Origin of the sequence: Mannheimia granulomatis, from assembly GCF_013377255.1 — a bacterium.
Classification (GTDB): domain Bacteria; phylum Pseudomonadota; class Gammaproteobacteria; order Enterobacterales; family Pasteurellaceae; genus Mannheimia; species Mannheimia granulomatis.
In genome coordinates this window covers 1,999,060-2,011,611 of sequence record NZ_CP016614.1, presented here as the reverse complement: position 1 = coordinate 2,011,611, position 12,552 = coordinate 1,999,060, and the positions used below count along the sequence as shown (strand labels likewise).

Sequence of the window (12,552 nt, the reverse complement as noted above, 5' to 3'; positions counted from 1 at the left end):
CGGTAAAATTTTTGCAAAATTTTACCGCTTGGTTATCTTGGCGAATCTATTTTTACGATTTGCATCGAAAAAATCAAAATCACTTCTCGCTATTTTCTTCTCTTTTATTTAAAAATAATTATCACATCAACTTGTTTTTTGTAGTGCATAACACTACAATTTTAGGGGTTACGATGATTATTTCGTTTAAACATAAAGGCTTGGAACGATTTTATCTTACTGGCAATCCATCAGGTATTATTGTCGCCCACAGTGCTAAACTGAAGCGGATTTTATCGCGATTAGATAGTGCTAAAACACCGCAAGATATGAATATTCCCGGTTGGAATTTACATCCACTTTCAGGTGAGTTAAGAAATCATTGGTCGGTCAAAGTAAATGGGAATTGGCGTATAACTTTTAAAATAACGAATAACCACGCTGAAATTGTCGATTATCAAGATTATCACTAGGAGAGAATTATGCGTATGCACGCCCCGCCACATCCAGCGGAAATTTTGCGAGAAGATATTTTGCCTTCACTCGGCATGAGTGTTACAGAAGCGGCGAAGCAACTTGGTGTAAATAGAGTAACACTTTCTCGTTTATTGAATGAAAAAGCAGGAATTAGTGCAGAAATGGCACTCCGTTTACACGCTTGGTTAGGAGAAAGCAGCCCAAGCCCAGAAAGTTGGTTGCATCAACAAGCGAATTATGATTTATGGCAAGCTAGACAAAAGATAAAGCCTTTTGGGAATGTTGTGTTTTCATAGAAAAAACTGAATGTGTTTGTAGATACAGGCACTGCATCTCTGCAAAATTTGCTTCCACTGATACCTTTTATCTGTCCAGCGTATTTAAAAACGCTTCAAGAGCTTCAATACCTTTATCGGTTTAGCTTTGCTGTTTATTGTGTGCGATTGTGGGAGAAAATTCTGCTTTTTTTCTAAGGTTGTTTATCTCCAGGTTGATTTCCCGTTTAGGATTATTATAACGATCTAAAAACAGCAAGACGGTTTTGAGTTCTTTAAAGTCGGAGTTTTGAACTTCCCTTTTTGCTGTTTATCACTTTGCATCCCTTAATTTTCAAATAATCCCAAATCAATAAAATTCGGCGGGAATTGATTTACTTTAATCACTTTCGGATAACTCGGCCTAGGTTGTAGTAGCGATAATTGCTAAAGGTTTCCTCTTTATGACTGCTATTGTTTTGTAGTTGGTGGCAGTTGTTCCACACGTCATCGCCATAAAATTGGCTTAAGGAATGTTGATACATTGGCAGTTTATAAAGTTGTTCTGCGATTTCCAATTTATTGAGCATGCCCATTTCGTTTGGGTCAGAAGAGGCATTTCTGTTTGCTCGGTTAAATTTTTGTTTATTTTAAAACCTCATTAAATATAAATTTCCTCAAAATTAGTAGGCAATTGATTAAAATTAACGCTTGTTATGATAGGCAAAGATAACGCTTTTTTACACTAAATTTACATTTAAAAAGATACATTGTATTTCAAATGGAGTAAAATATACTCAGTTTAATTTCTGGCTGTGTTAATGAAAAATAAACTATTTACTCAGCAATTCTTAAGCAGTTTTCAGTATTTAAGATTATGTTGAAAGTGAATTTCGCATAATCTTTTTTTATTTTTTATTTTTTATTTGGGGTGATTATGAATCAAATTTTTAAAGTTATTTGGAACCAAGCAACAATGAGTTGGGTTGCCGTATCTGAATTACAAAAGTCGAAGGGCAAAACCAAATCAGTAAGTTCTGCAAGTAAAGGGGTATTAGCTTTAGTAGCTGGTGCTGGTATGGTATTAGGTGCAAGTAATGCTTTTGCTGCGATATCTATTACTAGTCCTGGTTATGCGACCGCAGCAGTTTCGCAATATGATGGCATTGGGATTGGTATTTCTGCTGTTTCAACTGGTCGTTCTACTATCGCAATTGGAACGAATGCTAACGCTACTCACAGAACAAATTTAACAGATCCTGAAGATACTTCTTATATTACTAATTCAATTGGTGAAGAAAGTCTGTATGGGCGTGGAACTAATATGGCGTTAGTTCCTTCAATTTCGATTGGTATGGGATCTACTGCAACATCAGCAAATGCTATAGCATTAGGTACAGATACTCATGCAACAGGTAACCGTGCAACAGCTTTTGGTGCAGGAGCACAGGCTAATGGTAATCGTTCAACTGCTGTGGGTTGGCTGAACATTGCGAATGGAACCCGTTCATTTGCGATGGGGTCTGGCTCAACTGCTAATGCGGACTTCTCTGGTGCGATGGGCGATAAATCAGTTGCAAATGGTACAAGTTCATTAGCCCTTGGTGCAAGTGCTGTAACCACGACGGCTGCTGTAAGTGCTTTGGCTATTGGTAACAATGCTAATGCTTCGAATGCATATGCAACAGCATTAGGGGCTAACAGTGTGGCAAATCTTGAGAAATCGGTTGCATTGGGTGCTAATTCAACAGTATCGGCAGCAGTAGCAACTAATACAGCGACAGTAGGTGGTATTACATATAATGGTTTTGCTGGTAATAACCCTGCTGCGGGAGATGTTGTATCTGTGGGCAGCAGTGATCGTAAACGCCAAATCCAAAATGTAGCGGCAGGTCAGATTTCTTCTACTTCAACTGATGCTATTAACGGTTCTCAGCTTTATATGGCAATGAAAGCGACAGATAACCTTGCAAATTCAACTAAAAATATTTTAGGTGGTAATGCTGTAGTAAATCCGAATGGTTCTGTTACTTATACTAATATCGGCGGTACGAATAAAAATACGATTGAAGAAGCATTAAAAGCTGTGAAAACAGAAGTAGTTGCTGGTTCTAATGTTAATGTAACTAATTCAGCGGGTGCAAATGGTCAACCAATTTACACAGTAAATGCCTATAACACTACAGCGAGTTCTGTTTCTCCAGCTTACATCACAGTAACAGGTAAAGCAGCAACAGCGGCTAATACAACGAATTATGAAATTGGTTTAACTGACAAAGCCATTAAAGATTTTACTAAAGATGCCGATACTATTACTAATGTGATTGCAGCACCCAATAGCTATGTAACCGTAACAGAAATGGCGCAGCCAACAGAAGGTGCAAGCCATACTTATCAAGTGGGTTTAACCCAAGATGCAATTACACAATTTACGAAAGATACTCAAGCTACTGTAGTTTCTACTGATGGTACAGTCAAAGTAACGAGTGCAAATAGAAATGCAAATGGTACTTTGATTTACGATCTTTCTGTTACTCCTGCAGCACAAGGTAAGCAAATTGAATACTTCTCTGTAAATTCAGTCGTTGAGGGTAATAAGAACAATGATGGTGCAACAGGTACCAATGCAATTGCAATTGGGCCTAATGCTGCCGCTGCAGATCAGGCTGCAATCGCATTAGGTACGAACTCTAATGCTAACGGCAATGGTGCTGCTGCGTTAGGTGTAGGTGCTATTGCAAAAGGGATTCAAGCTACAGCACTTGGTCATACTGCAAATGCTTCTGCAAATGGTGCAACCGCGATTGGTCGTCAAACAACCGCCGGTGAAGGAGATGCAACAGCCATTGGTTCAAATGCCAATGCTTCTGCTGAAAAAGCTTCTGCAATCGGTGTAGGCACAAGAGCAACTGCGAATGCTGCAACTGCAATGGGTGCAAATTCAACTGCATCAGCACAATCTGCATTAGCAATTGGTACGCGTGCTACAGCAAGCGGTGCAAATGCAACTGCTGTTGGCCCGGAATCGGTAGCAAGTGCAGAGAATGCGTTAGCTTTAGGCCATCATGCGAGTACAAACTTGGCAGGTTCTGTTGCGTTAGGTAATTACTCAACAACACGTGCAGCAACACCAACTAATGATGCAACAGTCGGCAAAATCAGTTACTCCGGTTTTGCAGGTGTGAACCAAAATACCAATGATGTTGTTTCTGTAGGTTCTGTAGGAAATGAACGCCAAATCCAAAATGTGGCAGCAGGTCAAATTTCTGCAACATCAACAGATGCAATTAACGGTTCACAACTTTATATGGCTATGAATGCAACCAATAATCTTGCAAATTCAACTGCAAGTAATTTTGGTGGTGGTTCTGTGGTGAATACAGACGGTTCTGTTACTCAGCCGCAATATAATGTTACAAATGCAGACAAAACCCAATATGGTAATACAGCAAATAATGTTGGTGATGCTATTACCAACTTAAACAGTTATGTAAACCAAGGTTTCCATGTTAAGGATAATGCAGGTACAAATAAAGGCACGGTAACACCTAATGAAGCTGTACAATTTGTAAACGGTAAAGGTACTGTTTCAAATGTAACAGAAGAAGCTGGTGGTGTAACTAAAGTCACTTTTGATGTAGATATCGGCTCAATTACTGTTGATAACACGACCGGTGCGGTAACAACGCCGGCAGATGAAAATAAAGTGGCAACTACAAAAACTGTTGCAGATGCAATCAAAAATTCAGGCTTTACCGCAACATCTAGCAAAAGCGAAGGCGAAGTATCGGGTACTTCAGCAGAGCTTGTTAATCCGGGTGATACTGTAACTTTTGATGCAGGTAAAAATATCAAAGTTACTCAAACAGGCGGTAAGTTTAGCTTTGCAACTAAAGATGATGTTACATTCAATAGTGTAACCTCGAATACTATTACTGTGCCTACAGGTGCAAATGGTAACGATAAGCCAATTACGATCACGAAAGACGGCATTGATGCAGCTGGTAAGCCAATTACTAATGTATCAAGCAACTTACCTGTTACAAATAGCACAGGTGATGCAACTAACACGGCATCGCAAGCGAAGCCGGCAGATGTAAATAACATCAAAAACAATGCAGCAACAGTTGATGATGTGTTAAATGCAGGCTGGAACTTGCAAGAAAATGGTGGAGCAAAAGATTTCGTTAAAGCTTACGACACAGTAAACTTTGTGGATGGCAAAGGTACGAAAGCAAATGTAACAATGAAGTCTGACAATACAATTGCAGATGTTACCTTTAATGTTGATACTACAACGATTTCTGTAGATGAAACAACGGGTAAAGTAACGCCTCCTGCGAATGATGACAATAAAATTGCAACAGCAAAAACAGTTGCTGATGCAATTAGCAAGTCTGGTTTTACAGCAAAAGCAAATAGCGATGTTGGTGAGTTAATTAATCCGGGTGATGTAGTTGATTTAAAAAATGGTAAGAACATTACAGTTACTCGTGATGGCGCAAACTTCACATTCGCAACCAAAGATGATGTAACTTTCAATAGTGTAACTTTTGGTGACAATGGCCCTAAGATCACTAACAACGGCGGTAACATCAATGTGGCTGGTAATGATGGTAACCCAACTAAGATCACTGGTGTGAAAGCAGGTGAAAACGATACTGACGCTGTTAATATGAGTCAGTTAAAACAGCTTGCTGCTGCCTCTAAAGAAAGTGTTGTGTCAGCAGATAAATCTGTAACTGTTACACCAACTAAGAAGGATGATGGTTCAACAGAATTTGATGTTGCTGTAAATGTTGATAATGAAACTATCACTAAAGATCCGACAACCGGTGCAGTAAAAGCAAATACCACAGCTTTAAATGACACAAATAAAGACGGTAAAGTTGATGCACCAAATGCTGATGATGCGAAGAAATTGGTTAATGCAGGCGATATTACCAACGCAATTAATAATTCCGGTTGGAAAGCGAAATCCGGCGGTAATAAATCAGAAGGTGATGAAGCTGCTTCTGAATTAATCAATCCGGGTGATGAAGTTGAGTTTAATGCAGGCACTAACTTAAAAGTTAAACGTGTTGGCACAGTCTTTACCTTCGAAACAGCACAAGATGTGAAATTTAACACTATTCAACTTGGTGACAATGGTCCGAAGATCACGAATGAAGGTAATAATATCAAAATTGGTGATAAAGACGGTAATGCAACTAAGATTACCAATGTAGCAAATGGTACTGCTCCAACAGATGCAGTAAACGTAAGCCAGTTAGAAGCAGCTAAAGCAGCAGCTACAACGAAAGTTGAAGGTACGCAAGGTGTAACGGTAACACCGACAGACAATCCAGACGGTTCAAAAACTTACACTGTTGCAGCGAAAACTGATGGTATAACAGTAAAAGTTGATGATAATGGCAATATCACGGCGGTAACAAGCGGCTTAACCAACAATACTAATGGTACAGTTGCAGCGCCAACCGCACCTAATGCCTTAGTCACTGCAAAAACAGTTGCAGATGCAATTAACAATGCGGGCTTTATTGCAAAAGCATCGGCAAGTGCAGGTGAAGTGTCGGGTAATAAAGATCAGCTGATTAAAACAGGTGAAACAGTGACTTTAGATGCAGGTAAAAATATCAAAATCACGCAAGAGAATGGTAAGTTTACTTTTGCAACTAAAGATGATGTGAATTTCAACAGCGTAACATCTAACACTATCAAAGTGCCAACCGATGAGAATAATCCGGATAACAATCCAATTACTATCAATAAAGACGGTATTAATGCAGGTGATAAAACGATTAGTAATGTGGCAGGTAATTTAGCAGATGCAAGCACAGCTAATAAACAGCCGGATGCAAATAGTGCTGCTAACTTAGCAGATAAGAAAAACAATGCAGCTACAGTAGGTGATGTGTTGAATGCAGGCTGGAACTTACAAGGTAACGGTCAAGCAGTCGATACGGTCGTACACAACGATACAGTGGACTTTGTAAACGGTAAGGGTACTGTAGTAACAGTGAAAAACGAGAACGGCAAAAACATCATTAAGGTGGATAGCCCTCTTGAGTTTGTAAATACCGATCCTAATGATAAGTCAACTCCGAGCAATACAGCAAAATTAACAGGCGATGTGCCGGTACAATTAACCAATGTTGCAAGTGGTGTACGCAAAGAAGACGGTACCTCGCTAACAGGTAAAGATCTAGCTGATGCAATTAAAAATGCAGAAGGTGATACTTTAAGCAATGCAGTGAATGTAGGTGATTTACAAGCGGCAGTCAATGCCGCAACAACCAAAGTTGAAGGTGACAAAGGTGTAACAGTGACACCTAAAACCAATGATGATGGTTCAACTACTTACACTGTTGCAGCGAAGACTGATAATAAGACTGTTACAGTTGATAAAGATGGTAATATCACGGCGGTAACAAGCGACTTAGCCAACAATAATAATGGTACAGTTGCAGCACCAACCGCACCTGATGCCTTAGTCACTGCGAAAACAGTCGCAGATGCAATTAACAATGCGGGCTTTATTGCAAAAGCATCGGCAAGTGCAGGTGAAGTGTCGGGTAATAAAGATCAGCTGATTAAAACAGGTGAAACAGTTACTTTAGATGCAGGTAAAAATATCAAAATTACGCAAGAAGATGGCAAGTTTACTTTTGCAACTAAAGATGATGTGAACTTCAACAGCGTAACATCTAACACTATCACAGTACCGACTGATACGGCGAATCCGGCTAATAACCCGATTACTATCAATAAAGACGGTATTAATGCAGGTAACAAAACAATTAGTAATGTGGCAGGCAATTTAGCAGATGCAAGCGTAGCTAAAGAGCAACCGGCAGCTAATAGCCCAGAAAGCTTAGCTAATAAGAAAAACAACGCAGCTACAGTAGGTGATGTACTGAATGCGGGCTGGAACTTACAAGGTAACGGTCAAGCAGTAGACACGGTCGTACACAACGATACAGTGAACTTTGTAAACGGTAAGGGAACAGTTGTTACTGTAGAGAATAAAGACGGCAAAAACATCATTAAGGTGGATAGCCCGATTGAGTTTGTAAATAAAGACTCAAATGATACGTCAACCCCGAGCAATACAGCGAAATTAACAGGCGATGCGCCGGTACAGTTAACCAATGTTGCAAGTGGTGTACGTAAAGGCGATGGTACAGCTCCAACGGGTAAAGAGTTAGCCGATGCAATTAAAAATGCAGAAGGTGATACTTTAAGTAATGCAGTAAATGTCGGTGATTTACAGGCAGCAGCGAAAGCATCAGCAACAGAGGTAACAGCATCAGGTTTAGCGACACTAAGCACCAGAACAGGTGAAAATGGTCAAGCTATTTACAATGTAGATGTAGCTAAAGCAGATGCGCCAACGGTTACTCGTGGTAACGTAAGTGTTAAAGCTGGCGATGAAAATAAAGTGATGACGGCAGGTGATATTGCTGCGGCTATCACAGGTTCTGAAAAAACTTCATCGGTGAAAGCAGGATCTAAAGCGGTAACTGTAAATGCTGCAGCTGAAGATGCTAACGGCAATACTGAATACACAGTTGATGTTGTAACCGATAAAACGATTGCACGTGATGGTGAAGGTAAACTGACTGTAAATGTAGATAATACTACGATTACAACAGATCCAAATACTGGCGAAGTTAAAGCAAATACCACGACTTATGCACCAACAACAGATGGTAAAGTAGGCGATGCTGAAGCGCCAGATGCATTAGTGAGTGCGAAGACAGTTGCCGATGCAATTAATGCTTCAGGCTTTAACTTAAAAACATCAGCAAATGGTGGTAGCAAAATCTCTGGTTCAGATGAGATGATCAATCCGGGTGAAACCATTGATATGACCGCAGGTAAAAACCTAACCGTGAAGCAAGAGGCTAACGGTAAAGTCACTTACGCAACTAAAGATGATGTCACTTTCAACACAGTGAACTCAACGACAGTGGTAGTGGGTGATGCAACAGACCCTGCAAAAAGCACAACCTTAACATCAGGTAATAAAGGCTTAGATGTAGGTGGTGATAAGATTACCAATGTAGCAAACGGCGATATCAGCCCAACGAGTACAGAGGTAGTAAACGGTTCACAGTTAAACAACTACACCAAAGTGAATGGTAATAATATCGGTACCGATAACGGTGCGATTAATATCGTAAACGGTGCCGGTACGACGGTAACGAGCGATAAAGCCGGTGAGGTGAAGGTTAATGTGAATAATACTGACTTAACGGTTGCAGATAACGGCACAATCAATGTTCAAGACCCGAACGGCACAGGTGCTCACTATGTGAATGCAACAACGGTTGCAAAAGCAGTGAACAATGTAAGCTGGAATGTAGGTTCTGGTGAGGTTGAAGGTACTAATGGTAAATCGACTTACACGGCAAACGCAGATAGCAAAGTAAAAGCAGGCGAAACAATGAAAGTAAGAGCCGGTCGTAACATTGAAATCAGCGGTAAAGGTAAGGAAGTTGATATTGCGGTATCAGATAATCCTGAATTTACTAGCGTGAAAACGGGTGACACAGTAATGAATAACAACGGTGTAACTATTAACAATGGAGCTGCAGGTAAGTCTGTTAGCTTAACTAAAAATGGTTTAGATAACGGCGGTAATCGTATTACTAACGTTAAAGCCGGTGAAGCAGATACTGATGCGGTGAATGTTGGTCAGTTGAAAGGTACTGTTAATCACTTGAACAACAAGATTAACCGTAACAACCGTGAAGCGCGTGCAGGGATTGCCGGTTCAAATGCGGCAGCTGCATTACCACAGGTTTATATTCCGGGTAAATCTATGGTAGCAGCCGCAGGTGGTACTTTCAAAGGTGAAAACGCACTTGCAGTAGGTTATTCACGCTCAAGCGATAACGGCAAACTTATCTTGAAATTACAAGGTAATGCAAACAGCCGTGGTGACATCGGTGGTGGCGTAGGCGTAGGATACCAATGGTAATTTAGCCTAATCTAGTTTTGAATCTCCTTCTTCGGAAGGGGATTTTTTTATGTTATATTGGATAAACTAAAATTGATGGTTACAAGCGGTCTGATTTGTAAAAAAATTTGCAAATCAGACCGCTTGCAAGTGAGGAAAAATGATGAAAAAAGCCGATATTCAGAAAATGCAAGATCTTTATAATCAATGGGTAGAGCTATTACCTGAATTGGAAAAGGGAATAGAGCAATGGAAAAAAGCGGCTGAGCTTTTAGAGCCGTTAAGCCAATTTTACTCTAGCCCGAAATGGCGTGAATTACATGATAGTTTTGATGAAGAGTTAGATACTAAAGGTAATTATAGTATCTTGTCGGAAGATGCATTATGGAATGCTTTGGCTGAACAGCATCAATTAGCACTAGAGTGGTTAAGGTTATCTACCGCACTGATTACTAAAGAATAAAAGAAAACAGACGCTTAGGCGTCTGTTTTTAGGATATGGCTTGTTTAGTTGCATAATAAGCAGAACCACGAATCAGCATTCTCAGTTGCATAATTACACGCTGTTTCAGTTTTTCCCGTTCTTGATTGCTCATATCTAAAGCATGAGAGCCGGCGGTAAATACAAGGGTGACCAAACCTTCCGCTTGAATATAGGCAAGATCGCGGTTATTATGCTCCTCTTTGCTCATGATATAATCTGTAAGTTCTGCCACAAAGTGCTGAATTTCCCGAGAGGCTGCTGTTCGGAATGCTTGAGAGGTCCCCGAGCTTTCACGCAGGAGTAAACGAAACACATTAGGGCGATCGCTAATGAGCTCAAAAAACGTTTCGACCGATACGGCGACTACACTACCGCCGCTGGCAATACGTTTACGGGCTTGGCGCATTAACTGACGTAGCAGTAAACCGGATTCATCTACCATTGCTAATCCCAATTCATCCATATCTTTAAAATGACGATAAAATGAAGTAGGCGCAACGCCGGCTTCTCGAGCAACCTCCCGTAAACTTAGGTTGGAAAAACTTTTTTCCGCACTTAATTGGTTAAATGCGGCTTCCACTAAGGCTCTACGTGTTTTCTCTTTTTGAATAGCACGTACGCTGATGCCGTTAGCCATATTAAACCTCTGTTTGCATAATTTCGGTAATTGCTTGGGCCAAACGCTCATAACGGACACGTAAAGGAGAACCCGGACGATAAACCATACCTATGGCACGATGAGGCGGGTTGTCAAACGGGATGTAGCACACGCCCGGTATTGGCTTGGCGGCTAATTTAGGAATAAGTGCTATACCAACGTTGGCAGCAACCATGTTGCGTAATGTTTCTAAATTTGTTGCTTTAAAATGAGGATTTTCTTTTGCCCCGACAGATAAGCAGTAATCTAATGTGTGAGTTCGTAAGCAGTGGCCACCGTCAAGGAAGAGTAATTCCCGATTTTGCAGTAAACTAATATCTAATTTATCCTGTTTTGCCCATTCGTGTTCTTCAGAAACAACAAGATACATTTCTTCATTAAAAATTGGCACTTCAATAAAAGGTTCGCTTTCTTTGACAAATGAAATTATGCCGCAATCTAGTTGGCCGGACTCCAGTTGATCCAGTAATTGATTAGTATGCAATTCATAAATGTAAAGCTCTAAATCAGCAAAATTTTTTTTAAGGGCCGGAATAATAATGGGTGAAATATAAGGACCCAGCGTTGGAATAACACCAACGTGTAGCGGGCCGGACATCTCTTTACCTTGATTACTTGCCATCTCTTTTAGTATTTTCACTTCGCGTAAAACAGCTTTAGCTTGTTCAACTAAGGTCATACCTGATTGGGTAAAGAGAACTTTTCGACTTGTACGTTCAAGTAAAATTGTGCCTAATTCATCTTCTAATTTACGAATTTGGCCACTTAAGGTGGGCTGGCTGACATTGCAGGATTCGGCTGCACGGCGAAAATGTTTATGATCTGCTAAGGCAATAAGGTATTCTAAATCTCGAATATTCACTTGATTTCTCCAGTTTAAAAATTTCTCCTATTAATCCGATAGGCTGAATTATGCCATACTTACGAGTACAATGCTTACGATTTTTATAATTAAATTAATAAACTAAAAGGAGAAAACATTATGTCTTTTAAAGATATGACTGGTCAACGAGTACCAAATGTAACATTCAGAACCCGCCAAAATGATGTTTGGGTAGATGTAACAACAGATGAATTATTCAATAATAAAACTGTTGTTGTGTTTTCACTACCGGGGGCGTTCACCCCAACGTGTTCTTCAACTCACTTACCCCGCTACAACGAGTTAGCTTGTGAATTTAAAGCGTTAGGTGTTGATGACATTATCTGTATGTCAGTAAACGATACTTTCGTAATGAATGCTTGGAAAGCGGATCAAGAATCTGAAAACATCACTGTAATCCCGGACGGTAACGGTGAATTTACCGATGGTATGGGCTTATTAGTGGATAAAAACGACTTAGGCTTTGGTAAACGTTCTTGGCGTTATTCCATGCTGGTGAAAAACGGTATTGTTGAGAAAATGTTCATTGAACCACAAGAGCCGGGCGATCCGTTTAAAGTATCGGATGCCGATACAATGATTAAATATTTAAGCCCAAATTGGACAGCTAAAGAGTCTGTTTCGATCATGACTAAACCGGGTTGCCCATTCTGTGCAAAAGCAAAAGCTTTATTAAAAGAAAAAGGTTATACGTTTGAAGAGATCGTATTAGGCCGTGATGCAAGCACAATTTCTGTGCGTGCAATTACCGGCAAAACCTCTGTACCACAAGTGTTTATCGGTGGTAAGCATATCGGTAGTGGCGATGCTTTAGAAGCGTATTTTGCAAAATAATCAGCAAATATGACCGCT

The 12,552-nt window shown here is 40.1% G+C and carries 8 protein-coding genes; 5 read left to right on the top strand and 3 right to left on the bottom strand.

What is annotated here, in order from left to right; translation table 11 throughout:
• Positions 1 to 173: 173 nt before the first annotated feature.
• Both A6B41_RS09480 and A6B41_RS09475 read left to right on the top strand, forming a co-directional pair.
• Entirely contained in the window at positions 174 to 452 is a 279-nt protein-coding gene (locus tag A6B41_RS09480) for a type II toxin-antitoxin system RelE/ParE family toxin (protein ID WP_027073715.1), read from the top strand.
• Between the two features lie 9 nt (positions 453 to 461).
• Complete coding sequence (locus A6B41_RS09475; RefSeq protein WP_027073716.1) at positions 462 to 752, top strand: HigA family addiction module antitoxin; 291 nt, start codon at positions 462 to 464, stop codon at positions 750 to 752.
• Between the two features lie 362 nt (positions 753 to 1,114).
• Here A6B41_RS09475 and A6B41_RS09470 read toward each other — a convergent pair whose 3' ends face one another.
• On the bottom strand, positions 1,115 to 1,300 hold the full coding sequence (locus A6B41_RS09470) for a hypothetical protein (RefSeq protein ID WP_156930211.1): 186 nt from the start codon (positions 1,298 to 1,300) through the stop codon (positions 1,115 to 1,117).
• Between the two features lie 347 nt (positions 1,301 to 1,647).
• Between A6B41_RS09470 and A6B41_RS11205 the strand changes: the two genes are divergently transcribed.
• On the top strand, positions 1,648 to 9,696 hold the full coding sequence (locus tag A6B41_RS11205; protein ID WP_050436767.1) for a YadA-like family protein: 8,049 nt from the start codon (positions 1,648 to 1,650) through the stop codon (positions 9,694 to 9,696).
• Between the two features lie 142 nt (positions 9,697 to 9,838).
• On the top strand, positions 9,839 to 10,138 hold the full coding sequence (locus A6B41_RS09445) for a DUF4298 domain-containing protein (RefSeq protein ID WP_027073717.1): 300 nt from the start codon (positions 9,839 to 9,841) through the stop codon (positions 10,136 to 10,138).
• 28 nt (positions 10,139 to 10,166) lie between these two features.
• Here the strand turns inward: A6B41_RS09445 and fabR are convergent, their stop codons facing one another.
• Together fabR and oxyR are read right to left on the bottom strand one after the other, a co-directional pair.
• On the bottom strand, positions 10,167 to 10,796 hold the full coding sequence (fabR, locus tag A6B41_RS09440; RefSeq protein WP_027073718.1) for an HTH-type transcriptional repressor FabR: 630 nt from the start codon (positions 10,794 to 10,796) through the stop codon (positions 10,167 to 10,169).
• Between the two features lies 1 nt (position 10,797).
• Positions 10,798 to 11,679: a DNA-binding transcriptional regulator OxyR gene (gene oxyR, locus A6B41_RS09435; protein ID WP_027073719.1), complete on the bottom strand. Its 882-nt coding sequence runs from the start codon at positions 11,677 to 11,679 to the stop codon at positions 10,798 to 10,800.
• A 120-nt stretch (positions 11,680 to 11,799) separates the two neighbouring features.
• Between oxyR and A6B41_RS09430 the strand changes: the two genes are divergently transcribed.
• A complete protein-coding gene (locus A6B41_RS09430; RefSeq protein WP_027073720.1) occupies positions 11,800 to 12,534 on the top strand; it encodes a glutathione peroxidase in 735 nt (244 codons plus the stop codon).
• Positions 12,535 to 12,552 lie beyond the last annotated feature (18 nt).

Coding starts and splice junctions, on each gene's coding strand:
- A6B41_RS09430 (WP_027073720.1), top strand. CDS start 11,800: ATGTCTTTTAAAGATATGACTGGTCAACGAGTACCAAATGTAACATTC.
- A6B41_RS09470 (WP_156930211.1), bottom strand. CDS start 1,300: ATGCTCAATAAATTGGAAATCGCAGAACAACTTTATAAACTGCCAATG.
- A6B41_RS09480 (WP_027073715.1), top strand. CDS start 174: ATGATTATTTCGTTTAAACATAAAGGCTTGGAACGATTTTATCTTACT.
- fabR (WP_027073718.1), bottom strand. CDS start 10,796: ATGGCTAACGGCATCAGCGTACGTGCTATTCAAAAAGAGAAAACACGT.
- A6B41_RS09475 (WP_027073716.1), top strand. CDS start 462: ATGCGTATGCACGCCCCGCCACATCCAGCGGAAATTTTGCGAGAAGAT.
- A6B41_RS09445 (WP_027073717.1), top strand. CDS start 9,839: ATGAAAAAAGCCGATATTCAGAAAATGCAAGATCTTTATAATCAATGG.
- A6B41_RS11205 (WP_050436767.1), top strand. CDS start 1,648: ATGAATCAAATTTTTAAAGTTATTTGGAACCAAGCAACAATGAGTTGG.